We start from the raw sequence: 26,142 nt of genomic DNA, 5'->3' as shown, positions 1-26,142 counted from the left end.
TGGCGGACCCGCGCACTGTCCCGTCGATCTCCTCACCGCCCCCTGATCTCCTGATCGATTAATCAACTGACCTACTGAGCAAGGACGTTCATGACCCCGACCGACACGGCGACGGCCCTTCCGGCCCGGCAGACCCTGCCCGCCGAGGAGCGCCACGCCACCGAACTCGACTTCCTCGCGGCCCATGACGAGGGCCCCCGTCCGCCCGGCTGGCGCCTGACCCCGCGTTCCGTGGTCACCTTCGTCTGCGGCAGCGGCGACGAGGCACTGAAGCTGCCCAAGCCGCACGAGACGCTGCCGGACAAGCTGGTGATCGCGCCCAAGTTCGTCGGTGAACGCGCCCTGGTCGAGCGGTGCGTGGTCACCCTCGCCGGTGAGCGCGGCCTGCTGCTCGTCGGCGAGCCCGGCACGGCCAAGTCGATGCTCTCCGAGCTGCTGTCGGCCGCCGTGTGCGGCACCAGCGCGCTCACCGTGCAGGGCACCGCCGGCACCACCGAGGACGCCTTCCGCTACGGCTGGAACTACGCCCTGCTGCTCGCCCAGGGCCCCACCCCGCAGGCACTGGTCGACTCGCCGGTGCTCGGCGCGATGCGCTCCGGCCGGGTGGCACGGGTCGAGGAGATCACCCGCTGTCTGCCCGAGGTGCAGGACGCCCTGGTGTCGATCCTGTCCGACCGCCGGGTGAGCGTGCCCGAGCTGTCCGGCACGGACGACGCCCAGGTCGCGGCCGCGCCCGGGTTCACGGTCATCGCCACGGCCAACCTGCGCGACCGGGGTGTCTCGGAGATGTCGGCCGCTCTCAAGCGCCGCTTCAACTTCGAGACCGTGCACCCCATCGCCGACGTCGACGCCGAGACCGCCCTGGTCCGGCGGCAGGCGGAGGCGGCGGTGCGACGGGCGGGGGCGGCCTTCGGCGTGGACGACGCGGTGCTCGACGTGCTGGTCACCGTCTTCCGCGATCTGCGTGCGGGGCGCTCCGCCGAGGGTTGGGACGTGGAGCGCCCGGGCACGGTGATGTCCACCGCCGAGGCCGTGTCGGTCGCGGCCTCGCTCGGGGTGGCCACCGCGTACCTGCCGGGTGGGGACGCGCTCGACCTCGTCCCCGGGCACCTGCTGGGCGTGGTCCGCAAGGACGACCCGGCCGACCACGCCAGGCTGCTCGGCTACTGGGACGGCCCGGTGCGCCGTCGCGCCGAGGACGGCTCGGCGACGTGGCGCCGCCTCTGGGACCTGCGGGAGAACCTTCGGTGACGACCACTCAGGACCCGCGGGCGGCCGTCACCGCCCTCGCCGACTCGGCGGCGCCGTACCTGCTGGGGGTACGGCACCACAGCCCGGCCCTCGCCGCGGCCGTACCCGCCCTGCTGGACGACTCCGGCGCCGACGTCGTCTGCGTGGAGCTGCCGGCCGACTTCCAGCACTGGCTTCCCCACCTCTCCGCCCCGGGCACCCTCGCGCCGGTCGCCCTGGCCGGGGCGGGTGAGGGCGGCCGCCTCGGCTTCTACCCGTTCGCCGACTTCTCCCCCGAACTCGCCGCCCTCCGCTGGGCTCGGGAGCGGGGGAAGGACGTGGTGTGCTGCGACCTGCCGATGTCGCATCCGGCGTGGAGCACGGATCGAGCGGAGGTGACCACGGCCGGGCCCGGCCCGTCCTCGGCCCGTCCGGCGTCGGACCCGGATCGTCCCACGTCGGGCCCGGATCGTCCCACGTCGGACACGGATCGTCCCACGTCGGACACGGACCGTTCCACGTCGGACACGGACGGCCCGAAGGCGGCCCTCGTCTCGCCCACCGCCTTCGCGGCGGCGCTCACCGCCGCCGGGACCGGTCGTGACGGTGACGACCTGTGGGACCGGTGTGTGGAGGTGCTCGCTCCCGGCTGTACGCCCGAGGCGATCCGTCGCGCGGCTCTCGGCGTGGGGTGGGCGTTGCGTCACGACGCCGAATCGGCGGGCGGCGTGCCGTCGGTCGACCTGGCCCGTGAGGCGCACATGCGCGACACGATCGCCCGCGCCGCGGCGGGCGGACGCCGCGTCGCGGCCGTGATCGGCGCGTTCCACGCCCCGGCGCTGACGGACACGGCCGCCGGGGACGCGGACCCGGCCGGTGTGAAGGAGGGAGCGGCCGGAACGGTCGGCACGCAGACGGCCGGATCGGGCGGGACGGGCGGCGCGGTGTCGGCTCCGGGGGCGGGCGGCACCAGGGCCGCGGCCCGGGGAGCGGGCCTCGTCGGAGAGCACCCGCCGGTCGTCACCTCGCTCGTCCCGTACGCCTTCGACCTGCTGGACTCCCGCTCCGGGTATCCGGCGGGCATCCGCGACCCGCGCTGGCAGCAGGGGGTGTTCACGGCCGGGGGCGACCCCGAGCTGCTGCACGGCGCCGCCGCGCGGGCGATCACCGATGTGTGCCGGGAGCTGCGCGCGGCCGGGCACACCGCGGGCACGGGCGAGGCGACCGAGACCCTGCGGATGGCGGGCGACCTGGCCAGTCTCCGGGGTCTCGCCGCCCCCGGCCGGGGCGAGGTCCTGGAGGCGCTGACGACGGTGATGGGCCAGGGCGAGCCGCTCGGGCGCGGCCGCGCTCTCGCCCGGGCGCTCGAAGTGGTGCTGGTCGGCACCGATCGGGGCCGGATCGCACCGGGCACTCCCCGTTCCGGTCTCGGCCCGTCCGTGGAGGCGGAGTTGGCCGAGGCGCGGTTGCCCGGCCCGGAGGACCCCGCCTCGCGCGAACTACGGCTCGACCCGCTCCGCTCCGCCCTCGACGGCCGCCGCGAGATCCTGCTCCAGCGCCTCGCGGTGTGCGGTGCGGGCTACGGCGAGTCCGTGGAGGTGGCCGGCACGGGCGACGGCACGGCGCTCACCACGCGGTGGCGGGTGTCGTGGACCCCGGCGGTTCCCGTCCGGCTCGACCTGGCCGGGATCCGGGGTGTGACCGCGGCCCTTGCCGCCGAGGGCACCCTGCGGGAGACCTTCCGCCGGGAGTCGGCGGACGGGGGGCCCACCTGTGCCCTGGTCCTCACCGGGCTCCGGGCGGCGGCCCGCTGCGACCTGCCCGCGCTGGTCGCCGACCGGCTGGCGGACGCCGCCGCGGTGCTCCCGGCCGCGGCCACCCTGCCCGAACTGCTCGAAGCGCTCGACCTGTTGGAGGCGCTGCGCCGGGGCCATCTGCCCGGCACCACGCCCGAGGGCCGGTCGTCGGCGGCCGACCTGGCCGTCGACCTGTTGGAGGCGGCGGTCCGCGCGCTGCCCGGTCTCGCGGGCAGCGACCAGCCGGAGGACGCGGCCGCGCTCGTCGCGCTCGCCTCCCGGGCCGGTGAGCACCGCCTCGGCCTGCGCATGGACGACGCGCTGGGCACGCTCGCGCGCTCCGGTTCCCCGCTGATCCAAGGAGCCGCCCTCGCCGCCCGGGTCCTGCTCGACCTCGACGGCGCCGCAGCCGTCGGAACGCGTGCGGCCGGCTGGATCGACACGGCCACCGGCCCCGACGGCCGCCTCGGGCTCGCCCGCCGGCTCACCGGTCTGCTCAGCGGCGCGGCCCCGCTGCTCCAGTCCGCGCCGACCGCGCTGGACCCGCTGCTCGACCGCGTCGACACGCTCACGGACCAGGGCTTCCTGGACCGGCTGCCCGCCCTGCGCGGCGGCTTCGACACGCTCACCCCCGCCGGCCGCGACCGTCTGCTCGGCACGGTCACCGAACGTCTCGGCGACCGCCTCGACCTGTCCCTCACCGCCTCACCGGAACTCCTCGCCCTGTGGACGGCGGCGGACGCGGCAGGCCTGACAGCGGTCAACTCCCTCCGGCTGCCCGTCGGTACGGCCCCGGCGGGGTCTGCCGAGAGCACCGCCGTCGCGCAGAGCCCCACCGTCACGCCGAGCCCCGATGCCATGGACGGGCCGAAGGCCTTGACCGGCGTCTCGGCCGCCGGGACGGCGACCGCCCCTGCGGCGGCCGGCTCCCCCGCGACCGACGGGACGCTCCGAGCCCCCATCGACGGTCAGGCGTCCGTCTCACTCCTCCGTCTCTCCCCCACCGACCGCTGGCGGCTGCTCCTCGGCCGGGAGAGCGAGAAGCTGCCGCAGAACGCCCGGCGTTACGCGCACGCGCTGGACGAGTTGTACGGCACCGGCCGGGGCGAGGGCTCCTCGGACCTCGGCCGGGGCGGCCCGGGTCAGGGCGGTGGCCAGGAGGCGTCCTTCCCCACGGCCCGGGAGTGGGGCGAGGAGCTGGACGCGCTGTTCGGCGCCGAGGTCCGTGAGGAAGTGCTGGCACGGGCCGCCGACCGAGGCCGTACGGACGTACTGGCCGAGTTGGACCCCAAGGCCGTCCGCCCGTCTGTCGAACTGCTGAGCTCCGTGCTGAACCTCGCCGGAGGAATGCCCGAACAGCAACTGGCCAGGCTGCGCCCGCTGGTACGACGGCTGGTGGACGAGCTGGCCAAGGAACTCGCCACCCGGATGCGCCCCGCGCTCACCGGCCTGGCCACCCCGCGACCGACCCGTCGCCCCGGTGGCCGGCTCGACCTGCCGCGCACCTTGCGGGCCAACCTGGCGAGCACCCACCGTACGGCGGACGGCCGAACCGTCGTCGTGCCGGAGCGGCCGGTGTTCAGTACCCGGTCCCGCAAGGAGGCGGACTGGCGGCTGATCCTGGTCGTCGACGTGTCGGGGTCGATGGAGGCCTCCGTCATCTGGTCGGCGCTGACCGCGGCCGTCCTGGGCGGCGTGCCCACGCTGTCGACGCACTTCCTGGCGTTCTCGACCGAGGTGATCGATCTGACCGACCGGGTGGACGACCCGTTGTCGCTGCTGCTCGAGGTCCGGGTCGGCGGCGGCACGCACATCGCGGCGGGGCTCGCGCACGCCCGTTCCCTGGTGACCGTGCCCAGCCGGACCCTCGTGGTCGTCGTGAGCGACTTCGAGGAGGGCCACTCGCTGGGCGGGCTCCTGGGCGAGGTCCGGGCCCTCGCGGGTTCCGGGGTGCACCTGATGGGCTGTGCCGCCCTGGACGACACGGGCACCCCCCGCTACTCGGTGCCCGTCGCCCAGCAACTCGTCGCGGCCGGAATGCCGGTCGCCGCCCTCAGTCCCCTCGCCCTCGCCCGCTGGGTGGGGGACCGCCTCCGCGGAGAGAGCCGATGAACACCGAACTGCCCCCGGCGGCACCCGACGTGGTGGCCGCCGCCGTCGAGAGCCTGACCTCCCGGCTGCGCAAGAAACTGGACGCCGCGGTCGAGACGTACGCGGCCCTGCCCGTCACGGTCGACGGCGACACCCTGCGCGTCCGGTGCGGCGAGGACGCCGAGGTCACGCTGACGCCCGGCCCCTCGGGCGCGGTGACCGACACCGAGGGGGCGGTGTGCAGTTGCCTGCTCGCCCCCCGCTGTCTGCACCGCGCCGCGGTCCTGAGCGCCTGCCCGGTGGCCGACGCCGAGGCCGTCTCAGCGGCCACGGCGGAGCCGGAGCACGAGCCGTCCGGCACGACGGCAGGCCTCCACGGAAGCGCCGGCGAGGCCCCGTCCGCCGGGGGCCCGCGAGCAACGGGCGCGACCGGCTCGTCGGCGGGCGGCGGCCCCGTTCCCGTCGGAGCCGACGCGTCCCGCGAGCCCGACGGGTCCTCCCCGGCCGCCCCGCCCGCCGACGGCACGACGTGGGCCGCTGCCACCACCGCTGCCGACGCGACGGAACCCACCGAGACCGGAACCACCGGCACCACCGGCACCACCGGCACCACCGGCAGCGTTGACGGCTCTGCCCCCGCCGGCAGGGCCGGAGACCTGGGCGACGGCGGCAAACCCCCCACCCCCGCACAGGTCGCCGCCGCGGCCGGTCTCTGGGCGGCCACCGCGGCGGTGCTCGCCGCCGGGGTCCCGGCGGCGGGGGCGGTGCCGCAGGCGGAGTTGCTGCGGGCCGCGCACACCGCCCGGCTGGCCGGACTGCACCGCGCCGAGGCGGCGGCCCTGCGGGTCGTACGCGGACTGCGCGGGGCCCGGGCCCGGCACGACGGCCACCGGCTGGCCGACCTGGTCGCCAACGTCCGCGAACTACTGCTCACCACCGGCCTGTTGGCGGCGGCGAACCCCGACCCCGCCCTCGTCGGCACGGCGCGGCGCGCCTACCGGCCGGGCGGCGGTCTGCGGGTGCACGGCGTGTGCCGGGAACCGGTGATCTCTGCCACGGGATACGGCGGTGTCGTGACCCATCTCGTCTCCGACGACGGGAACTGGTTCTCGATCGCCGACGTGAAGCCGGGCGGTCCGGCCCGCGCCCGGGGTGCCGCCCGGGCCACGGTCGCCCTCGGCTCCGGGACCCTCGACCACGCCCGGCTCTCCCGTGGCGGACTGCTGATCTCCGGTGCGACGGTCTCGCCGGACGGCCGCCTCGGCTCCGGCAAGGGCGTGCGGGCCACGCCGCTCGCCGGTCTCTCCTGGACGTCGGGCCCGCTCGCCGCCCTGTTCGCACGCCCCCTGGCGGAGGCGGTCGCCGAGCGGCTCACCGGCGGTCCGGGCGCCGACCCCGAGCAGGCGCAGCAGGAGGCACGCAGACTGATCGGCTGCGACCTGGTCGTCGTCGGCGCGGCGGGCGACCAGTTGTTCGCCCGCGAGGTGTCCGGCTCCAGGGAGTCGGCCGACGGCGGTCTCCTCGTCCGGCTGACCCCGGCAGGCGGCCACCCCGACCTGGCCCACACCGCCAACTTCCGTCAGCTGGCCACCCGTACCGGTCTGCGGATACGGGTGCTCGGACGCCTCGACCCCGACCGTGCCGCCACACTGCGCCCGCTCGCGATCGGCCCGGTGCCGGGCACCGAGGCGACCCTGCGGCTGCCCGACGAGTGGCAGGGACACGCCGACCTGGGCTACGACCGTCTCCAGGGCGCGCACTTCCCGCCGTCGGACGACCTGCCCGCGGTCGACGTCCCCGCCGGGGTTCCGGCCGACCCGCTCGCCGAGGCTCCGTTGTGGCGGCTGCGCCGACTGGTCGAGGTCGCCGTCTCCGGGGGGCGCCGCGCGGTCGCCGAGCCGGCTCGCGACGGCGACCGCGACGGAGGGGGAGCGGCCCTGCGGCGCAGTGGGTTCCGGGCGGGTGCCGACCTGGCGACCGCGCTCACCGCGGAGGCGGACCGCCGCTCCCGCGACGTCTTCGGACGCATCACCGACCCCGACCCGGACCACTATGCCCGCGCCTGGCTCGCCACCGCGATCTACCTGACCGGCACCGAACGCGCCCTGATCCAGTCCACCTGGCGGCCCCACTGAGGTCGGGGCCCACGGTCTGCCCGGGAGCCCGTCGGTCCGGCGGACCAGGCGCCGCCAGCCGCCTCAGGACTCCCTGACTCTGACCAGCCCCTTCTCATAGGCGATCACGACTGCCTGGGCGCGGTCGCGCAGATGGAGCTTGGCGAAGATGCGGGCCACGTGCGACTTCACGGTGGCCTCGCTCAGGGTGAGTTCGGCCGCGAGTTCGGTGTTGGACAGGCCACGGCCGAGGAGGGTCAGGACCTCCAGTTCGCGCGGGGTCAGGACCTGGAGGTCGGCGGAGGGGGCGGGCGGTCCGGCGGCTTCCGTGGCGAAGCGTTCCACCAGTCGTCGGGTGATCGAGGGGGCCAGCAGCGCGTCGCCGGTGTCGACCAGGCGTACGGCCGCCGCGAGATGCTGGGGGGTGACGTCCTTCAGCAGGAAGCCGCTGGCGCCGATCGACAGGGCGGCGTAGACATAGCGGTCGAGGTCGAAGGTGGTGAGCATGAGCACCCGGCACTCCGGGTTCGCTGCCAGGACGCGTCGGGTGGCCTCCAGGCCGTCCATGTTCGGCATCCGGATGTCCATCAGTACGACGTCCGGTTCCAGTTCGCGGGCCATCGCCACCGCTTCCGCGCCGTCGGCGGCCTCGCCCACCACCTCGATGCCCCGGGCGGTGAGGATCAGCCGGAACCCGGTCCGGATCAGGGTCTGGTCGTCGACCACGAGCACGCGAGGCGCCGCTTCGGCCCCGGCCGGCGTCACGGTCGGTCCAGGGGGATGCGGGCGCGGACCCGGTAGCCACCGCCGAGGCGGCGCCGGGCGTCCAGGTCGCCGCCGTACACCGCGACGCGCTCGCGCAGGCCCATCAGTCCGCGCCCGGTGCCGTACGGGTGGCGCGGGGCAGGCCGCGCGGGGTGCGGTGGCGAGGGGGTGCCTCCGGTCAGCACGCTGGGGCCGGTGTTCAGCACCTCCACGCGCAGCGCCCGGTCGGTGTACCGCACGGTGACTTCGGCCTTGCCGCCGTCACTGTGTCTGAGCGCGTTGGTCAGCGCCTCCTGGACGATCCGGTACGCCGTCACGTCGATGCCCTGCGGCAGCGGACGGGGCTCGCCGGAGATCCGTACCTCGACGGGCAGACCGGCGAACGAGATCCGGTCGACCAGCGGCCCCAGCCGGTCGAGTCCGGGCTGGGGCGTCAACTCCGCCGACTCCGCCCACCCCACCCGCTCCACGCACCCCACTCGCTCCACCCGCTCCGTTCCATCCGTCGGCCCCGTCCGCCCCATCGGCCCCGTCCGCCCAGCCCACGCCGTATCCTCCGTCCGCCCCAGTGGCTCCGCCGGACCGCCGCCGCGCCGGCCCGCACCTGAGCCGACCACCCCTCCTTCGCCCCTCGCCCCGTCGTCGGTCCCGGCCACGTCCGCGTCCCGGGCCGCGTCCTCCCGCGCGTCCCGGGCCCCCTCCGGCTCCTCCCCGTTCTGCGACGGCGCCAGCAGGCCCAGCAGATGACGCAGGTCGGTCATCGCGCCGCGGCCCGCGTCCTCGACCGCCAGCAGAGCCGCCGCCGCCTCGTCCGGCATGGTGCCCAGCACCTCGCGGGCCGCTCCCGCCTGGACCACCATGAGGCTGACGTTGTGGCTGACGATGTCGTGCAACTCCCGGGCGATACGGTCGCGTTCGGCCGCGATCGCCGCCCGCGTGGCGCTCTCCCGCTCCCGTTCGAGCAACCAGCCGCGCTCCCCCACCGCCTTCTGCCACCGGCGCCGGGTGCGCACCAGGGCCACCGCGAGACCCACAGCGACCGCCGCCACCACCCCCAGCGCGGCCACCGGACCGTCCGCCCCCCACTCCCACATGGCTTCACCTTCGCAGACCGGCCCGCCGCCGCGCATCCGCCCCGGGATGCGCTCCCCTGCATCTCCGGGATGAGGCGCGGTTCATGGTGCCGTCCCGGGAGGGATGTCCCGGCGGCGCCGCTCGCCTAGCGTCCCGTGCATGGTCAACGAGGAGAACGAGAACAACAGCGCGGAGGCCGTCGTACGACTCGACGGTGTGCGCAAGGAGTACGGGGAGACGACGGCTCTGGACGGGGTGTCGCTGGAGATCCGGGCCGGTGAGGCGGTCGCGGTGATGGGCCCCTCGGGGTGCGGCAAGTCGACGCTGCTGAACATGATCGCGGGCCTGGACCGTCCGACGGGCGGCACGGTGGTGGTGCACGGCGAGAGCGTGGGGGAACTGACCGAGAAGGGGCTCGCCCTGTACCGGCGGCGCCGCATCGGCATGATCTTCCAGTTCTTCAACCTCATCGACGACCTGTCGGCGCTCGACAACGTGGCGCTGGCCGCCCAGTTGACCGGTACCTCGGCACGGCAGGCCCGTCGTCGCGCGCTGGAGCTGTTCGACGAGCTCGGCATCGCCGACCGGCGCAACGCGTACCCGGCGGTGCTCAGCGGCGGGGAAAGGCAACGGGTCGCCGTGGCACGGGCGTTGATGAACCGTCCGGCCCTGCTGCTGGCGGACGAGCCGACCGGCGCGCTGGACAGCCGCGCGGGAGAACAGGTGATGGACCTGCTGCTCGACCTCAACCAGATCGGCCAGACCCTGATCATGGTGACGCACGACGAGCGGCTCGCCCGGCGCTGCGCCAGCCGTCTCGTCGAGTTCGCCGACGGCCGCGTGTGCGGCGAACACACCCTGGAGCCGTCCGCATGAGGGCCGTGTGGCGCGCCGCGCGCGCGGCGGTACGGCGGCGCAGGCTCCAGACGTCGGTGATCGCGCTGATCACGCTGACCTCGACGGCGGCGATCGTGGTGGCGCTCGGTCTGGTCGACGCCGCCTCGTCCCCCTTCGACAAGGCCTTCGGCGAGCAGCGCGGGCCGCATGTGGTCGCCGCGTTCGATCCTCAGAAGGTCTCGGACGGTCAACTGACGCGGGCGGCCCGGCAGTCCGGAGTCGCGGCGATCGCGGGCCCCTTCCCGCAGGCCACCGTCGAGCTGCCGAGGGAGGTCATGAACTACGGCCTCGGCAGCGAACTCACCGTGGTGGGCCGGTCCGACCCCGGGGGTCCGGTGGACCGGCTGGACCTGTGGGCGGGCCGGTGGGCCACCGGTCCCGGCGAGGTCGTCCTGAACCGGCAGTCGGACTGGACGACGGACGACCTGGGCAAGAAACTGCGGCTGCCTTCCGGCCCGACGCTCACCGTCGTCGGCTTCGCCTTCGATCTGAGCCGCACCGCCGACGCCTGGGTCGCACCCGGTCAGATCGAGGCGCTGCACCCCACGGCCACACAGCTGCTGTTCCGCTTCACGGACGCCACGTCGGAGAGTGAACTCCGCATGCAACTTGCCGCGGTGACAGAGCAGTTGCCGACGGGCGCGCTGGCCGGCTCACGGTCGTACCTCACCCTCAAGGAGCAGATAGGCAGTTCGGCGCGGGCGTACGCGCCCTATCTGCTGGTCTTCGGTGTCCTCGGCATCGTCGTGGCGGTGCTCATCGTCGCCCATGTGGTCAGCGGCGCGGTGATCTCCGGTTTCCGGCACATCGGCATCCTCAAGGCGCTGGGATTCACCCCGGGGCAGGTGGTGGCCGTCTATCTCGTGATGATCTCCGTCCCGGCGGTGCTGGGCTGTGTCCTCGGGACGGTGGCCGGCAATCTGGCGGCACGGCCCCTGCTGCGGTTCGCGTTCACGGGCCCGGACGCGGGGGTGTTCCACGACAGTGTCTCGCTCGCCCCCTGGGTCAACGTCCTCGCCCTGGCCGGCATGCCGGCCGTGTGCCTCCTCGCCGCGCTCGCGCCCTCGGTGCGCGCCCACCGGCTGTCCCCCGCGCGGGCGATCAGTGCGGGCAGCGCACCGCGCGCCGGCCGGGCGCTCGGTGTCCAGCGCCGACTGGCGGGCAGCCGGCTGCCGCGCTCGGTGAGTCTCGGGCTGGGCCTGCCGTTCGCCCGGCCGGGGCGCAGCGCCCTCACGCTCGCCGCCGTGGCCATCGGCGTGACCACCGTGACGTTCGCGACCGGCCTCGCCACGACGATGGACCGGTTGGGCAACGCGGGTCGCGACGCCTACCAGGTCACGGTCTACGTGGGGAAGTACCGCGACGGCAAGGAGACCAGGCCGGTCCACGACGACCTCGCCCTGCACGCCCTCCTGCGCTCGCTGCCGGACGCCCGCGGGGTCACCGCCAGGGCCGACACCGAGGTCCGGCTTGCGGGTTCCACGGAGAAGCTGTGGCTCGAAGCCCGCCGCGGCGACCGCCCCCTGATGGGCAGCGTGCTCACCGAGGGGCGGTGGCTGCGGGGCACCGGTGAGGCGGTGGCGGGATCGGCCTTCCTGCGCAGGCACGGCCTCGACGTCGGCGACCGCTTCCGGATCGAGAAGGGGAATCGCGGCGCGGACGTGGTCGTCGTCGGGGAGTACATGGAGACGAACGCCCGTGCCGTCGTCGCGGACTGGGCGACCATGCGGGCAGTGGCACCGGAGGAGAAGCCCATCGCCTACCACGTCAAGCTCCGCGACGGGGCCGACGCGGGAGCCTACGCCCGCGCCGCCGAAGCGGCCGACGAGGGACTCAGCCCGTCTCCGAGCGGCGCCAACTCCGTCACCCGGACCATCATCGGCTCCGCCACCGCACTCACCCTCCTGCTCGCCGCCGTGGCGTCCCTCGGTGTCTTCAACACCGTCGTCCTCAACACCCACGACCGCCGTCGCGACCTCGGCATGCTCAAGTCCATCGGCATGACACCACGCCAGGTCACGGTGATGACGGTGACCTCGATGACACTGCTCGGCGCCCTCGGCTCGCTCCTGGGCATCCCGCTCGGCATGGCGGGCCACCAGTTGGTCGTTCCGCGTATGGCGGACGCGGTGGACCTGACGCTGCCGTCGTACATGACGGACGTCTGGAACGCCCCGGCCCTTGCCCTGCTGGCTCTCGCGGGCATCGCGATCGCCGTCCTGGGCGCCTACGTCCCGGCACGCCGCGCGGCCGGGCTGACGATCGCCCAGGTGCTGCACAACGAATGACGGCCCGCCCCGAAGCCTGCACCGGCGACTCACCGCGCCGCGTGACCAGCAGGAACGTGCCCTTCCGTCGCGATCCAGAGATTAGAACAGTCGTCATAGAACCTGATACCGTCCTTCTATAACGATCGCTATAGGAGGCAGCCATGACCATCATCACCGTGAACACCACGCAGGGCCGTCTGGACCTCGAGCAGCGCAGGGCGCTGGCCGAGGCACTGACGGACGCGGTCCTCGTGCCCGAGGTCGGCCGGTTCGCCCCGGCCGCACGGGCCGGGTTCCAGGTCCACTTCGTGGAGCGGGCCGCCGACATGATGGCGATAGGCGGGCGCCTGCTGGCGGACGCCGAGCCGACGGCCGACGTCATGGTGATCGACGTGACCGTGATGGACGGCGACTGGCGCCCGGAGGTCCGGGCCGAGGTCATCGAGCGGATCCTCGCCGCGATGGCCGAGGCGTGTGGGGTCGCGCAGCCCTCGCCGACGTGGTGGGTCACCTTCCGCGTCGTCGACGAGGGCAGCTGGGGCTCCAGCGGTGGAGTGCTGTCGGTCCTCTCCCTGCTCGACAGCGGTGTGTTCACGGAGGAGAAGTCCGAGGCGATCCGCACGGCCCTCGGCGCCCGAGTCGCCTGAAGCGCCTGAAGCGTCAGTGGCGTCAGAGGCGTCGGAGGCGTCGGAGGCATCGGGCCTGCGGTCAGCCGGCCGGCAGGGCCCGGCGCAGGATGCCGTCGAGGTCGGCGGAGCCCGGGAGGGTGCCGTAGGCGTGCCCCCAGTCGCCGCCGAGCCGGGTCGCGCAGAAGGCGTCGGCGACCGCGGCCGGCGCGTGCCGGACCAGCAGGGAAGCCTGGAGCACGAGGGCCATGAGCTCCACCAGTCGCCGGGCACCGGTCTGGTCGGCCTCGCGCACCGCGTCCTTCAGCCGGGCGGCGGCCGCGTCGAGTCGGGCGTCCGCGCCCCGGGCCAGGGCGAGTTCGGCGAAGAGCGCCTCCGCGGTCTCGGGGTCGCGGGTCAACGCCCGCAGCACGTCGAGGGCGTTGACATTGCCCGAGCCCTCCCAGATGGACAGCAGCGGCGCCTCGCGGTAGTGACGGGGCATGCCCGAGTCCTCGACGTAGCCGTTGCCGCCCAGGCACTCCAGCGCCTCGGCGGCGAAGGCCGGGCCGCGCTTGGTCACCCAGTACTTGCCGACGGCCGTGGCGATCCGACGGAACCGCCGCTCGCCCTCGTCCCCGCGCACCGCGCGGTCGGCGGCGCCGGCCAGCCGCAGGGTGAGCGTCGTGGCCGCCTCGGACTCCAGCGCGAGGTCGGCCAGGACGTTGCGCATCAACGGCTGGTCGAGCAGCCGCGCCCCGAAGGCGCTGCGGTGCCGTGCGTGGTGGCCCGCCTCGACGAGCGTCCTGCGCATCAGGGCGGCCGAACCCATCACGCAGTCGAGTCGCGTGCAGTTGACCATCTCGATGATGGTCTTCACCCCCTGCCCCTCGGGCCCGACCCGCCAGGCGACGGTGCCGTCGAACTCCGGCTCCGAGGAGGCGTTGGAGCGGTTGCCCAGCTTGTCCTTGAGCCGCTGGATCCGGAAGGTGTTGCGGCTGCCGTCGGGCAGGACACGCGGCACCAGGAAACAGCTCAGCCCGCCCGGCGCCTGGGCCAGCACCAGGAACAGGTCGCACATCGGCGCCGACGTGAACCACTTGTGCCCCCGCAGGGTGTACACACCGGGCTCGGAACTCGGCGTGGCCGTCGTGGTGTTGGCCCGTACGTCGCTGCCGCCCTGCTTCTCGGTCATGCCCATCCCGGCGAGCAGTCCGGGCTTCTCGGTGGGCGCCCGCAGGTCCGGGTCGTACTCCCGGCCGGTCAGCAGGGGCTCGTACACGGCGGCCAGCTCGGGCTGTCGGCGCAGCGCGGGCACGACGGCGTACGTCATCGAGGTCGGGCAGGTGTGTCCGGCCTCCGTGTGACCCCATACGAGGGCGCCCGCGATGCGCGCGACATGGGCGCCGGGCCGGTCGTCCGCCCAGGCCGCGCCCGCCAGGCCCTCGCGCACGGCGGTCCGCATCAGGTGGTGCCAGGCGGGATGGAAGTCGACCTCGTCGATCCGGTTGCCGTAGCGGTCGTGGGTGCGCAGTTCCGGCTCGTAGCGGTTGGCCTGTCCGGCCCACTCCTGCGCCTCGGCACCACCGGCGACCAGCCCGAGCCGCCGGACGTCCTTCTCGGCCCACTCCGCGCCCTCCCTGCGCAGCCCCTCCGACAGGGCCACGTCGTCGGAGGCGTCGTACGGGGCGAGGGGCGGGGGCTGGTTGGTGACGTCGTGGGTGGCGGTGGCGTACTGCTGCTGCGTGTGCGCGAGCGTCGGGACCATGCCGCGAGTATTACACTATTCCTACGGTCGCAGCTATGCCGTAACAATGATCGGATGCCCCGTACAGTACGCAGTCATGGAGACCAACGTGTCGGGGCGGCCCTCCGAGCTCAGACTGCGGCCGCTGTCCGCGCGGTCGGTCGTCCTGAGCCTGCTGCTGGGCATGCATCCGCCGGAGTTGCCGGTGCGGGATCTGGTGCGCCATGTGGAGGCGTTCGGTGTCGCCGGGTCCACGCTGCGGGCCGCGCTCAGCAGGATGGTGTCGGCCGGGGACCTGCGGCGCGCGGACGCCGTCTACCGGCTCAGCGACCGCCTCCTCGACCGTCAGCGGCGCCAGGACGAGTCGGTGCACCCCGAGACCCGGCCGTGGCACGGCGACTGGGAGATGATCGTCGTCACCGCCACCGGCCGCCGCCCCGCCGAACGCGCCGATCTGCGCGCACGCCTGACAGCACTGCGGCTCGCCGAACTCCGGGAGGGCGTCTGGCTCCGCCCGGCCAACCTGCGGCGCGCCCAGCCGCCGGACCTGGGCCCCGCGGTCCGCCACTTCGGAAGCCGCCCCGACCAACCCGCGGAGGACCTGGCCGCCAGCCTGTGGCCGCTGGACGCCTGGGCGGGCACCGCCGAGGCGCTGCTCGGCCACATCGAGCGGACCCGCGCGCCCGCGGACCGCTTCACCGCCCTCGCGGCGGCCGTACGCCATCTGCTCGCCGACCCCGTCCTGCCACCCGAACTGCTCCCGGCGGACTGGCCGGGAGCCGAGCTGCGGGCCGCCTACACGGCGTACCGACGGGAGCTGGTCGAGACGGTGCTGGGGCGCACGGACTGAGCATCACTCCCCCTCGGACTCGAGCCTGCCGGGCGCGCGAGCGTACGCACCCCTGTGTCCCCCAGATGATCGACGCGCCGTAGTCTCCCCACGGCCGGGGAAGCGATTTCCCCGGGCACATGGCCGAACGGGGAACGGGGAAACGGCACATGACATATCGACGCGCGGTGATACCGGCGCTGGTGGGCGGGCTGCTGCTGACGGCGCTGTTGTGGTGGGCGGGCGCGAGCGAGAGCGCGCTGCGGCTGCGGGGTGCCACGGACGTGCTGGGGGCCCAGGCCGCCGCCGACCTCGAACGCTGGCTCGCCCCCTGGTCGTACGACCCGCCCGCCTCCGCATCGTTCGGCGCGGCGGTGTCGGGCGGGACCGGCGAGGCGGCACAGAGCGACAGCGGGCGGTACCTCGCGCTCCACTCGACCGCGCTGCAGATCCGGTTCGCCGCGGTCCTCGTCTTCTTCGTGCCCGGCGCGCTGCTCCTGGTACGCGGGCTGCCACCGGTGCGGGGCCGGCTGACGGCGGCGCTGCTCGCGGTGTGGGCCTGGGGCCTGGTGGCGGGCACGCTGGCGGTCACCGTCTCCGCGCCCTGGCTGATCGCCTCGCAGGGGCACGGCAGTTACCGCTTCCTGCCCCAACTCGCGGCCGTCAGCTCCTCGGGGCGGCAGGTCCTGGTGGCGACGGCGTTGATGGCGGCCTTGGCGACGGTGCTCACCGCGCGGATCACCGCCAAGGGCGCGGAACCGCTGCCGCGGGAGGTCGTCCCCGCACACGCCGCGCGCCTGGCCGCGACAGCCGGGACGGCGGTGATCGCGCTGTCCCTGGTGGTCCTCTCCCACCAGTCGGTCGCCGCCACCCTCCAGACGGCGTTCTCGGGCGGCGGACTGCTCTCCGAACCGGGCGACCTGCTGCGTCAGTGGCTGCTGCTGGGCGCCTGGGCGGGGCCCGCGGGCACACCGCTCGGTGACTGGCTGCTCCACCGCGCCGTCGACGTCCTGCTGCTCGCGGTCGTCTGGTGGGCCCTGCGTCTGCTGCCCGGCCTGCTCACCCGGGCGACCGTCCCGGCCCTGGCGGTCGGCGCGCTCTGCGCGACCGTCCTGGGTCTGCTCGCGAGCCAGTTCCTGCGGATGGTGCTGGACGGGACGCAACTGCGCTGGGACCTGTACGTGGCCGCCGGCCTGGGCAACGGCGTGACGGCCGCCCTGCTCTGGGGCCCCCTGGCGGGAGTGGCGACGGCGCTGACGCTCCGCACGGTCCCGGCCCGCACGGAGGCCCAGTAGCCAGGGATCGCACAGGGCGGGCGGACGCGCTCGCCACCCAGGGCCCCGCTGCCGTGGATCGATGGCGGTGACGGGGGCCGACGCGGCAGTCCGTGCTCGCCGCACCAGCGGACGTGGGCGCGCTGAAGGGTGGCGGGCGGACCGGTGTCGTGGTCGGACCGGACGACACCGGTCGCCACCGGCTGCCGACACCGGTCGCCACCGGCTGCCGACACCGGTCGCCACCGGCTGCCGACACCGGTCGCCACCGGCTGCCGACACCGGCCGTCACCGGCCGCGACCGGCCGACACCAGTCGCCACCGGTCGGCTGCCGCCCACCGACGGAACGCCGGTCACCAGCCGTGCGTCAGGACGTCGTCCAGGGCGGCGACGAAGCCGTCCGCGCCGTCGCGGGTCAGACACAGCGGCGGCTTGATCTTCAGCACGCACTGGCGGTCGGAGGTCGGCTGCATGATCACGCCGAGTTCGCGCAGCCGCTCGCAGATCGCGGCGGTCTCCTCGGTGGCCGGCTCCAGCGTCGTACGGTCGCGCACGAACTCCACGCCCAGATAGAGACCGGAGCCGTGCACCGCGCCGATCAGTCCGTGACGGTGGGCGAGTTCGTGAAGCCGGTTCTTCAGGTGGCCGCCCACGTCCCGGGCGTTGGCCTGGAGTTCCTCGTCGCGCAGTGCGTCGAGGACGGCGAGCCCGACCACCGAGCTGACGGGGCTGCCGCCGGCGGACGAGAAGAAGTAGCCCTGGCTGCGGTAGGCCTCGGCGATCTCGCGCCGGGTGATGACCGCGCCCAGCGGATGACCGTTGCCCATCGCCTTGGCGACGGTGACCACATCGGGTACGACGCCCTGCTGCTCGAACCCCCAGAAGTGGGTGCCGAGGCGCCCGTAGCCGACCTGCACCTCGTCCGCGAGACAGAGTCCGCCGACGGCGCGGGTGGCAGCGTAGACCTGCTCCAGATAGCCGTCCGGCAGGGGCATGCCGCCGGCGTTGCCGTAGAACGGCTCGCACAGGAACGCGGCCGGCGGGGTGCCGCGCGCCGCGAGTTCGGCGATCCGCTCGGCGGCCTCGGGACCGTACCGACGTGCCTCGGCCCCCCGGTGCCGACCCCGGTAGGAGTTGGGCGCGGCGACCGTGTGCACCCAGGGCGGGCGGGAGGCGAGGGCGCCCGGGTTGTCGGCGATCGAGGTGGAGACGGCGTCGCTCGCGTACGTCCAGCCGTGGTACGCCTCCTCGACGGCGACCACGTCCCGCCGCCCGGTCGTCGCCCAGGCGAGCCGCAGCGCCAGGTCGACTGCCTCGGAGCCGCTGTTCACCAGGAAGACCGTGTCCAGGCCGTCGGGGAGGGAACGCGCGAGTCGTTCCGACAGTTCGACCACCGACGCGTAGTGGAAGCGGGAGTTGGTGTTGAGCCGCCGCCACTGCCGGTGCACGGCGTCGCTCAGCGCGGGGTGGCCGTGGCCGAGGACGGTCACGTTGTTGAGCATGTCGAGATAGACGCGGCCGCGCGTGTCGACCAGATGGTGTCGCCAGCCGCGTTCGATGCGCGGCGGCTCCTCGAAGTAGTGCTCCTGGACGGTGGCGAAAAAGTGCGCCCGGCGCTCCAGCAACTCCGCCTCGGCGGCGGCCGACCAGGTCCCGCCCCGGCCCTCCTCCAGAGGTTCGCGCGAGACCTCGCCGAGCAGCGCGCCCGGGTCGGGGCACAACGACAGCCACCCGTCGGCGAGTTCGGGGGTGGCGAACCTCGGCGGACGCGCCCCGGGCAGTGCGCGGAGCTGTACGCCCAGCACGTACACCCCGTCGTCCTCCGCCACCCTGCCGAGCGACTGCCCCGCCTCGACGGGAACGGGCGGCTCCTCGGCATCGACCGCGACCCCGATTCCGGCCCCGACACCGACACCGACACCGACACCGTCCAGGATCAGGTCGACCCCGTCGCCGGTGCTCAGGGTCAGCGTCCCGTCGGGAGTCCTGGTGACCGTGCCGGCCCAGGGCGCGTGGACCTCCAGTGGCTCGGTGAGGTACAGCTCGACCCCGAGGGCACAGGTCTCGGCGACGCCCGCGCCCGCGACGGACGCCCGCGTCAGCCGGAACTCACCGTGCCGGGTCCGTACGGCCGTCCGCCCCGCCGCCAACGCCTGCACGGCGAGGCTGCGTTCGATGCCGGGATCCAGCCAGCGCCCGGTGTGCAGGTCGTCGCTCCCCGCGGACAGGTCGAGGACGTGCACCTCGGCAGGCAGCGCGGGCAGCAGCCGGCTCGCCGTCGGGAACCCCGCGGGCCGCCCGTTCTCGGACGCGGGTGTGGCGAGCGGCCGGCCGGCGTCCCCGGGCCGGGCCGCCGAGCGGGCGAGTCCCTGCCGGAACAGGGCCGTCATCACCTGCGCCGGTACCGACACGGCGGCCTCGAACATCGCCCGTTCGCGGTCCAGCGCGGCCGTGGCGTACCGGTTGTCCGGGTCCAGCAGGGTGTCGTACTGCCCGCTGACCACCATGACGGCCGACCGCAGCACGACGAGCGGCCACAGCACGGCCACCTCCTCGTCCCCGAGCGGTCGCACTCCGTCGAACGCCCGCACGGCCGGCAGCACCGACGCGGGGCCCGCGCCGTGGTGGTGCAGTACGGAGGTGCAGGTGACCGCGAGTTCCGCCACCGTCCAGCCGGGGCCCAGATCACCGAAGTCGATGACGCCGACCGGGACGGGGCGTCCGTCGGGAGCCGTCTCGCAGACCACGTTGTTGTCGGTCACGTCACCGTGCACGATCTGCGTCGGCAGCGCGTCGGCGTAGGGCTCCACCAGGGCGTACGCGTCGCGGGCCGCCCGCAGGATCCGCCGGGCGAGCGCCTGGTCGGACAGATGCGGGGCCAGCGCCTCGATGACGGCGGGCGCGTTGCGCAGGTCCCACATCCGGGTCGGGTCCGGTGCTGCCGCCTGCAGGCCGGCCCGTTCGAAACCGGCGAGCCCGGCCGCGACCCGTCCGGCGAGTTCGCCGAGCCGGGCGACGACACGGGGGGCCAGGTAGCGGCTGTCCATGATCGGTTCGCCGGGGACGAAGTCCAGCAACCGGCAGGCGAGTTCCACGCCGTCCGCGGCGAGCCACTGCACCGCCGCCCCGTCCGCGCCGGGCCGGGCCCGGGGCAGCCGCACGTCGGGGAGCACCCCGGCCAGATGGTCGACCGCCGCGTCCTGGGCGCCGAGAACCGCCGTGTCCGTCGCGGGATTGGCGATCTTGAGCACCCGGTCGCCCGCGTCCGTGCGGACCCGGTAGTTGCGGTCCTGCTGACTCCCCAGGTCCTTGAGGGTGCCGCGTACCCCGAACCGTGTGGCGAGGAAGGCGGTCAACTCCGCCTCGGCGACCGAGGGAAAGCGCGGGGGATGGCTCATCGAGGACTCCACCACTCCATGCCGGAACGTTCCGGCAACCGTAGGGCGCGCTTCTCGATCACGTCAACGCGAGCGGTGGGCGGGGGCCGCCGGGGGCCGGTCCGCGCGGACGCCCGCGCGCGGCGAGCGCGAGCTCCGCGCACACCGTCACGGCCACGGACACGGCCTCCGCCGCCCCTCCCGCGGTCTCACACCGTGGGGTCGAACCACGTGACCGTGTCGGACATGGCCTGCTTGATGCGGAACAGCGCGAACTCGCTCAGGTCCGGCAGGGCGTCCAGCGAGAACCAGCCGACGTCCAGCGACTCGTCGTCGTTGACCCGCGCCTCGCCGCCCACCGCACGGCAGTAGAACGTGGTGTCCATGTACTGGCAGACGTCCCCGTTGTCGTACCGCACCGGTTCCAACGCCTGCACGAGGACGATCCGTTCGGCCACGCACCGGACCGCCGTCTCCTCGTGGACCTCTCGCACGGCACAGGCCGCCGGCTGCTCCCCCGGGTCCGGGATGCCGCCGATCAGCGACCACTTGCCGTTGTCGGACCGACGATTGAGCAGCACTCTGCCCTCGTCGTCGAAGACGAGGGCGGTGACTCCAGGGAGCCAGAGGAGCTGGTTGCCGGCGGAAGCACGGAGTGTGCGGATGAAATCAGGGGTAGCCATGGAGCCGACCCTAACGGGCCGTTTCCGGTCACCCCGCCGCATCCAGGACGCGCACGAGAGGCGTACGGCTACACGCCACCGGCGCGCCTCCCGCGCACACCGGCCCCGATCGCCCAGCCGAGCCCACCCGCCGCGACCAGCACCAGAAGCATCTCGGGCGCGATGCCGAACCGGGTGGCGGGCGTCTGAGAGGACCGCAGCGGGACCTTCTGGACCAGCGAGTCCGGGACGAACATGCCCGTCTTCTGCGTGATCCTCCCGTCCGGCATGATGATCGCGCTGACGCCGCTGGTCACCGGGACGGTGACGGTGCGGCTGTGCTCGACGGCGCGGACCCGGGACATGGCGAGCTGCTGGTAGGTCATCTCGCTGCGGTCGAAGGTGGCGTTGTTGCTGGGCACGGAGATCAGCTGCGCGCCGTCGGTGACCTCGGAGCGCACCGCCCAGTCGAAGGCCGCCTCGTAGCAGGTGACGAGTCCGACCTTCGCCCCGTCCATGGTGAACACGCCGGGCTCGGTGCCCCGGCTGAAGTCCTGGCGGACCATGGACGTCCACTCGCTGTTGATGGCGCCGATCAGCGACCGCAGCGGCAGGTACTCGCCGAACGGCTGGATCTGCCGCTTGTCGTAGGTGTCGACGGGGCCCTTCTCGGGATCCCACAGGATCTGCTCGTTGTAGAGCTTGCCGTCCCGCTCCACCACTCCGCCGACGGAGATGGGGGCACCGATGGCGGTGGCCGCCTTCTCGATCACCGCGCGGGCGTCGGCGTTGGCGAAGGGGTCGATGTCGGAGGAGTTCTCCGGCCAGAGCACGAAGTCGGGCCGGGCGGCCTTGCCGGCCTCGACCTCGGCTGCCAGCCGCTCGGTCTCCCTGGCGTGGTAGTCGAGCACGGCCCGCCGCTGGGCGTTGAAGTCGAGCCCCAGGCGTGGAACGTTGCCCTGGATGACCGCGACGGTGGCGGTGCCGTCCTCGGCCTCGTCGCTCACCAGCGCGCGGGACGCGAGTGCGCCCACCAGGGGTACGGCCACGGAGAGTGCGGCCACGGCCGCCGTGCCCCGGCGTACGGCCTCGCCGGTGCGCCGGTTCGCCACGAGCAGCCGGACCACCTCGTACAGTCCGAAGCCGCACAGCACGACCGCGAAACCGAGCACGGGCGTGCCGCCGAGAGCGGCCAGCGGCAGGAAGACACCGTCCGCCTGGCCGAAGGCGATCTTGCCCCAGGGGAATCCGTTGAACGGGGCACGCGCGCGTGCCGCCTCGCCGGCGATCCACACGGCGGCGGCCCACACCGGCCAGCCGGGCAGCTTCGAGACGACGGCGACGCCCGCGCCGACGAGCGCCACGAACACCGCCTCGATCACGACGAGCGCGAGCCATGGACCGGGACCGACCTCCACGCCGGTCCACACCAGCAGCGGCAGCAGGAAGCCGAGACCGAACAGATAGCCGAGACCGAGGCCCGCCTTCCAGCCGCGTCCGCGCAGCACCCAGCCGAAGACCGCGAAGGCCGGCACGGCCAGCCACCACAGGGTGCGGGGCGGGAAGCTGACGTACAGCAGCACCCCGGAGAGGGCCGCGGCGACGGCCGGAAGGAGCCGGCCGACCCATCGGGACGCCCGGGAGACGGGCGCGGCCTGGGGTTCGAGCTGTTCCGGCTCGTCTACGGGAGTGGCGGTGACGGTCACTCGGGGAGTGTACGGCGCGTCACCCCGGCGCCGACAGCGCGGCCCGTGCGTCCCGGGTGAGGCTTTTGTCGCACACCTGCCGCATCGTTCCTGCATAACTCGTCCACAAACCGGCGCATCACCCGTTACGGTGTGCGCGAGCCTCTGACGTGCGGCCGAACGCGGTCCTGGCGGTCGAGGCCCGGCACAGTCGGGGGGCGACACGTTGGAGTCCACGGGGACGGAGTCCGCGGCCGGAGCGTCGGCCTCGCACGAGAGACGGAACGTCTCCGATGTCACGGGCGTGCTCATGCTCGGGGCGTTCGCGGCCTGGTCGTTGATCACGGCGGCGGCGCGGGGCGGCCGGCCGGAGGGTGTGCTGCTGGCGGTGCTCGCGGTGGCGGCCGGTTACGCGGCGGGCCGGATCTGCGGGGCCCTGCTGCCGGTGGTGGCACCGTCCGCCGGAGCGCTGGCCGGTCTCGGTCTGGCGGTCACCGACCCGCACACCATGACGGGCTCGCCGCTGGTCTCACCGCTGGGGCACACCGGTGCGACCGCCGCGCTGCTGGTCCTGGCCGCCGGTGCCGCCTGCTGTGCCGCGTGGGCGGCCCGTTCGCCCGGCGTGCGGCTGGCCCTGCGGCTGCTGACCGGCGCGATCGCGGTGACCGCGGCGGTGCTCGGCTCGACCACCGGCGTCGCCGCGTGCGCCGGCGTACTGCTGTGCTCGCTCGCGGCGGCCCTGATGCGCCGGGGCCCGGGTCTCGCGGGACTCGCCCTCGCCACGGGCCTGGTGACGGCGACGGTCTGGGCCGTGGCCGAGGAGGCCCTCCCGGCCGGGCTGACCGACTCGCTGGAGGGGCAGCTCACCCCGCACCGGATCCTGCTGTGGCACGACGCGCTCGGCCTCGTCCACGACGATCCGCTGTTCGGCGCGGGACCGGGCCGCTTCGGGGAGCTCGCCCCGACGGTCGCCCGGTCGCTGTCGGCCGACGACCGGCCCCACTCGGCACCCCTGCAGCTGGCGGCCGAGCAGGGGCTCATCGGTGTGGGCCTGCTCGCCGCGGTGTTCGGCTGGGTCCTGTACGTCCTGTGGCGGGCCCCGCGCTCCACGCCGGTGGTCCTCACCGCGGGCGCGGCCCTGACCGCGGTGGCCGCGATCGCCGCCGTGGGCAACGCGCTGAGCTTCACGACGGTGACGGCGGGCGCGGGCCTGCTCGCCGGGATGGCGACGGCACGGCCCCTGACGGAAGGGGGGACGGATGTGGCGCCGGACCTCGACGCGCGGCCCTAGTGGGACTCCGTTAGGTCTGTCTCGATCTTGGCCTTTGGTGTGACCCGCGGGGCAGGGGTTGGTGGCTGGTGGTGCAGATGCCGGTCCAGCACCTCAGGACGTCCTGGAGGGCGTCGAGGACTTGGTCGGGGGTGAGACCGGTCCGGGCACTTCTGGGGCCAGGCGCTGTTCGGTGAGGAAGGCGTGGGTGGCGGTCACGAGGGTGACGTGGTGGTGCCGGCCCGGCCGGGAACGCCCTTCGAAGTGGTCCAGGCCCAGGCCGTGCTTGAGTTCGCGGTAGTCGTGCTCGATGCGCCAGCGGACCTTCGCCAGACGGACCAGGCCGGCGATCGGGGTGTCGTCCGGCAGGTTGGACAGCCAGTAGTCGGTCGGCGCTTCGGCGTCGGCAGGCCATTCGGTCAGCAGCCAGCAGTCTGGCAGGATCCCGTCCCACCAGCCCTGTTCGGCCGAGGCCGCGGCTTTGATCGGCCGCTCGACAGCTTTGCCGGCCGGGCGCACGCGCACGGTGGCGTAGCGGGAGCGTAACTCCCCTCGCGAGCCGTGTCGCCAGGTGAGATGGGCGAATGCCTCCTGTCCGAGGGCGGCGGCCAGGGCTGCCACGGATGGTGCCGTCTGCCGGTAGCGGGGCTGGGGCCAGCAGCCGACCGGCCCGTTGCGGGCCGGGGCCACGGGCTTCGTCTCGAAAGAGTGCGCGCTCACGTCCGACCGGACGGCCAGGACGTAGGCAAGTCCGCGCTCGGACAGCGCCGCCCGCAGGTGAGCGCTGGTGCCGTAGGCGGCGTCGGCCGCTACGACCGGCGGCCTCATGCCCCAGCCGGCGAGCGTGTCGAGCATGTCCAGGGCAAGGCGCCGCTTCTCGCGGTGTGTGACGTCTGCCGGTATGCGCGTGAGGGCCCGGCGAACGGCGTCCGACGCCCACTCCCCGGGCAGGAACAGCCGCCATTGCAGCGGGCAGGAAACGGTATCGGTCGCAGCGTGGACGCTGACCGCGACCTGGCAGTTGGCCCGCTTTCCCAGGGCTCCGCAGTACTGCGGAGCCACCCCGGCCGACATCCGGCCGTCCTTGGGCACCGACACATCGTCGATCACCCACGCCACTGGATCGATCAACGGCAGCATGCGTTCGCAGATCCGCCGCTGCACCGGCACCGGCACCGGCACCGGATCCCACGTCGACTGGTTCACGAACTGCTGCAGGTTCTGCTCGTCGCCGTCCGGCAGCCGCGAGACCATAGCCTGGATCGACTTGCGGCGGCTCTCCAGCATCAGTCCCCGCAGATGGCAGTCGCCCTTCGCCCGCTGGTCCTTCCGCGGCACCGACGCGAACACATCCGCCACGAACAACGCCAACTTCGCCCGAACACGGTTCACTCCATGTGCATCCACACAACCAACGTGCTCTCGAACGGGCCGGACAGGAAGACCAAACGGAGCCCTACTGGCTCGACGCCGGCTACGACGCCCCGCGCATGGCCCACCTCCTGGCCGGGCTGCCGGTGGAGGTCCTGGGCCGGATGCGTACGGACCGGGTGATGCGCAAGCCCGTCCCGGTGCCCTGGGTCTCCCCGCCGCAGGGCGGGCGGCCGCCGAAGCACGGCAAGGAGTTCCGCTTCGCCAAGCCGGAGACCAGGGGTGATCCGGACGCGGCCACGGTGCAGGTCACCGACCGGTACGGAACCGCCCGCGCGATGGCCTGGGACCGCATCCACCCCCGCCTGACCACCCGCTCCGCGTGGATCGACCACACATGCGAACTCCCCGTCATCGAAGGCACGCTGATCCGCCTCCAGGTCAACCGCCTTCCCGGCGGCGCAGACCCGCTGCCGCTCTGGCTGCGGTCGTCGGCCACCGGCCTGAGCGGCGAGGACGTCGACGTGCGCTGGCAGGCGTTCCTGCGGCGCCTCGACCTGGAACACACCTTCCGGCTGATGAAGCAGACCCGGGGCTGGACCCGCCCGAAGATCCGCACCCCCGAGGCCGGAGACCTCTGAACGGCTCGTGATCGCCGCCCACACCCAGCTCCGGCTCACCCGCGAAGCCGCGGCGGATCTCCGCCGCCCCTGGGAGAGGCCGACCGAGCCCGCACGACTCACCCCGGCCCGCGTCCGCCGGGCATTCGGAACCTCCGCCCGCACCCGCACACTGCCCGGCCGATGCACCGAACCCCTCAACACCCGGACCAGGAAGACCACTTGGCTGCAAGAATCGCCGCCCCGCGACCCACTATGACGTTGGGAAAACGACCAGGCGACCCGAAAGCATTATCGAGCGCGACAGCCTCAGAGGGTAAGAGACAAGCTGACAAGCCTCCGCAAAACTCACCAGTCCTGGCTGGCTTCCCCGCTGTTGGCGACGGGATCAACCGGGAGGCGGGTCAGCCCTACAGCGGCGCAGGCACGAACCGTGTCCACAGCGGCCGACAAGATCCAACCGC

The 26,142-nt window shown here is 73.9% G+C and carries 16 protein-coding genes and 1 pseudogene; 10 read left to right on the top strand and 7 right to left on the bottom strand.

Annotation, left to right across the window (positions count from 1 at the left end):
* Window positions 1-90 precede the first annotated feature (90 nt).
* The 3 genes from K1J60_RS41395 to K1J60_RS41385 are packed head-to-tail and all read left to right on the top strand — an operon-like array spanning window position 91 to window position 7,252.
* Complete coding sequence (locus K1J60_RS41395) at window positions 91-1,251, top strand: ATP-binding protein (RefSeq protein WP_220650706.1); 1,161 nt, start codon at window positions 91-93, stop codon at window positions 1,249-1,251.
* Window positions 1,248-5,138 carry a vWA domain-containing protein gene (locus tag K1J60_RS41390; protein ID WP_220650705.1) on the top strand — a complete coding sequence of 1,297 codons (3,891 nt, stop codon included), beginning with the start codon at window positions 1,248-1,250 and terminating at the stop codon, window positions 5,136-5,138. Before K1J60_RS41395 ends, K1J60_RS41390 begins: the two co-directional genes overlap by 4 nt.
* Complete coding sequence (locus tag K1J60_RS41385) at window positions 5,135-7,252, top strand: SWIM zinc finger family protein (RefSeq protein ID WP_220650704.1); 2,118 nt, start codon at window positions 5,135-5,137, stop codon at window positions 7,250-7,252. The genes K1J60_RS41390 and K1J60_RS41385 overlap by 4 nt, the downstream gene beginning before the upstream one ends.
* Before the next feature lie 63 nt (window positions 7,253-7,315).
* Here the strand turns inward: K1J60_RS41385 and K1J60_RS41380 are convergent, their stop codons facing one another.
* Both K1J60_RS41380 and K1J60_RS46465 read right to left on the bottom strand, forming a co-directional pair.
* The gene (locus K1J60_RS41380; RefSeq protein WP_220650703.1) at window positions 7,316-7,996 is read right to left on the bottom strand and encodes a response regulator; all 681 of its coding nucleotides are present in this window, start codon (window positions 7,994-7,996) and stop codon (window positions 7,316-7,318) included.
* A complete protein-coding gene (locus K1J60_RS46465) occupies window positions 7,993-9,090 on the bottom strand; it encodes a sensor histidine kinase (RefSeq protein ID WP_259408142.1) in 1,098 nt (365 codons plus the stop codon). Before K1J60_RS46465 ends, K1J60_RS41380 begins: the two co-directional genes overlap by 4 nt.
* Before the next feature lie 139 nt (window positions 9,091-9,229).
* Here K1J60_RS46465 and K1J60_RS41365 point away from each other — a divergent pair, with 139 nt between their 5' ends.
* The 3 genes from K1J60_RS41365 (at window position 9,230) to K1J60_RS41355 (ending at window position 12,884) form a co-directional block, all read left to right on the top strand.
* Window positions 9,230-9,946 (top strand): ABC transporter ATP-binding protein, encoded by a 717-nt coding sequence (locus K1J60_RS41365; RefSeq protein ID WP_220650702.1) that lies wholly within the window; start codon window positions 9,230-9,232, stop codon window positions 9,944-9,946.
* Complete coding sequence (locus K1J60_RS41360; protein ID WP_220650701.1) at window positions 9,943-12,255, top strand: FtsX-like permease family protein; 2,313 nt, start codon at window positions 9,943-9,945, stop codon at window positions 12,253-12,255. Before K1J60_RS41365 ends, K1J60_RS41360 begins: the two co-directional genes overlap by 4 nt.
* 143 nt (window positions 12,256-12,398) lie before the next feature.
* On the top strand, window positions 12,399-12,884 hold the full coding sequence (locus tag K1J60_RS41355; RefSeq protein ID WP_220650700.1) for a tautomerase family protein: 486 nt from the start codon (window positions 12,399-12,401) through the stop codon (window positions 12,882-12,884).
* Between the two features lie 61 nt (window positions 12,885-12,945).
* On the opposite strand, the gene K1J60_RS41350 is transcribed toward K1J60_RS41355, so the two are convergent.
* Window positions 12,946-14,610, bottom strand: coding sequence for an acyl-CoA dehydrogenase family protein (locus K1J60_RS41350; protein ID WP_220650699.1), 1,665 nt, complete (start codon window positions 14,608-14,610; stop codon window positions 12,946-12,948).
* Between the two features lie 76 nt (window positions 14,611-14,686).
* Here K1J60_RS41350 and K1J60_RS41345 point away from each other — a divergent pair, with 76 nt between their 5' ends.
* Entirely contained in the window at window positions 14,687-15,439 is a 753-nt protein-coding gene (locus tag K1J60_RS41345; protein ID WP_220650698.1) for a PaaX family transcriptional regulator C-terminal domain-containing protein, read from the top strand.
* Window positions 15,440-15,588: 149 nt separating this feature from the next.
* On the top strand, window positions 15,589-16,713 hold the full coding sequence (locus tag K1J60_RS41340) for a hypothetical protein (RefSeq protein ID WP_220650697.1): 1,125 nt from the start codon (window positions 15,589-15,591) through the stop codon (window positions 16,711-16,713).
* Between the two features lie 333 nt (window positions 16,714-17,046).
* Here the strand turns inward: K1J60_RS41340 and K1J60_RS41335 are convergent, their stop codons facing one another.
* The 3 genes from K1J60_RS41335 to lnt all read right to left on the bottom strand — a co-directional run bounded on the left by K1J60_RS41335 (window position 17,047) and on the right by lnt (window position 22,438).
* Complete coding sequence (locus tag K1J60_RS41335; protein WP_220650696.1) at window positions 17,047-20,091, bottom strand: aminotransferase; 3,045 nt, start codon at window positions 20,089-20,091, stop codon at window positions 17,047-17,049.
* Between the two features lie 188 nt (window positions 20,092-20,279).
* Entirely contained in the window at window positions 20,280-20,753 is a 474-nt protein-coding gene (locus tag K1J60_RS41330) for an NUDIX hydrolase (RefSeq protein WP_220650695.1), read from the bottom strand.
* A 68-nt stretch (window positions 20,754-20,821) separates the two neighbouring features.
* On the bottom strand, window positions 20,822-22,438 hold the full coding sequence (lnt, locus tag K1J60_RS41325) for an apolipoprotein N-acyltransferase (protein ID WP_220650694.1): 1,617 nt from the start codon (window positions 22,436-22,438) through the stop codon (window positions 20,822-20,824).
* A 205-nt stretch (window positions 22,439-22,643) separates the two neighbouring features.
* On the opposite strand from lnt, the gene K1J60_RS41320 reads away from it, so the two are divergent.
* Complete coding sequence (locus tag K1J60_RS41320) at window positions 22,644-23,708, top strand: O-antigen ligase family protein (RefSeq protein WP_398683999.1); 1,065 nt, start codon at window positions 22,644-22,646, stop codon at window positions 23,706-23,708.
* A gap of 93 nt (window positions 23,709-23,801) precedes the next feature.
* Here K1J60_RS41320 and K1J60_RS41315 read toward each other — a convergent pair whose 3' ends face one another.
* Window positions 23,802-25,094 (bottom strand): IS701 family transposase, encoded by a 1,293-nt coding sequence (locus K1J60_RS41315; protein WP_220650693.1) that lies wholly within the window; start codon window positions 25,092-25,094, stop codon window positions 23,802-23,804.
* A 59-nt stretch (window positions 25,095-25,153) separates the two neighbouring features.
* On the opposite strand from K1J60_RS41315, the pseudogene K1J60_RS41310 reads away from it, so the two are divergent.
* Window positions 25,154-25,998: pseudogene (locus K1J60_RS41310) on the top strand (transposase); the annotation flags it as partial.
* Between the last annotated feature and the right edge of the window lie 144 nt (window positions 25,999-26,142).

This window comes from Streptomyces akebiae, assembly GCF_019599145.1.
Taxonomy (GTDB): domain Bacteria; phylum Actinomycetota; class Actinomycetes; order Streptomycetales; family Streptomycetaceae; genus Streptomyces; species Streptomyces akebiae.
Note: the sequence above shows the minus strand (reverse complement) of the source record. Positions and strands in the feature narration are given on the sequence as shown.

Excerpts from the sequence above, each read along its gene's own strand:
- K1J60_RS41395 (WP_220650706.1), top strand. The coding sequence starts at position 91 with ATGACCCCGACCGACACGGCGACGGCCCTTCCGGCCCGGCAGACCCTG.
- K1J60_RS41385 (WP_220650704.1), top strand. The coding sequence starts at position 5,135 with ATGAACACCGAACTGCCCCCGGCGGCACCCGACGTGGTGGCCGCCGCC.
- K1J60_RS46465 (WP_259408142.1), bottom strand. The coding sequence starts at position 9,090 with ATGTGGGAGTGGGGGGCGGACGGTCCGGTGGCCGCGCTGGGGGTGGTG.
- K1J60_RS41365 (WP_220650702.1), top strand. The coding sequence starts at position 9,230 with ATGGTCAACGAGGAGAACGAGAACAACAGCGCGGAGGCCGTCGTACGA.
- K1J60_RS41360 (WP_220650701.1), top strand. The coding sequence starts at position 9,943 with ATGAGGGCCGTGTGGCGCGCCGCGCGCGCGGCGGTACGGCGGCGCAGG.
- K1J60_RS41355 (WP_220650700.1), top strand. The coding sequence starts at position 12,399 with ATGACCATCATCACCGTGAACACCACGCAGGGCCGTCTGGACCTCGAG.
- K1J60_RS41350 (WP_220650699.1), bottom strand. The coding sequence starts at position 14,610 with ATGGTCCCGACGCTCGCGCACACGCAGCAGCAGTACGCCACCGCCACC.
- K1J60_RS41345 (WP_220650698.1), top strand. The coding sequence starts at position 14,687 with ATGGAGACCAACGTGTCGGGGCGGCCCTCCGAGCTCAGACTGCGGCCG.
- K1J60_RS41340 (WP_220650697.1), top strand. The coding sequence starts at position 15,589 with ATGACATATCGACGCGCGGTGATACCGGCGCTGGTGGGCGGGCTGCTG.
- K1J60_RS41335 (WP_220650696.1), bottom strand. The coding sequence starts at position 20,091 with ATGAGCCATCCCCCGCGCTTTCCCTCGGTCGCCGAGGCGGAGTTGACC.
- K1J60_RS41330 (WP_220650695.1), bottom strand. The coding sequence starts at position 20,753 with ATGGCTACCCCTGATTTCATCCGCACACTCCGTGCTTCCGCCGGCAAC.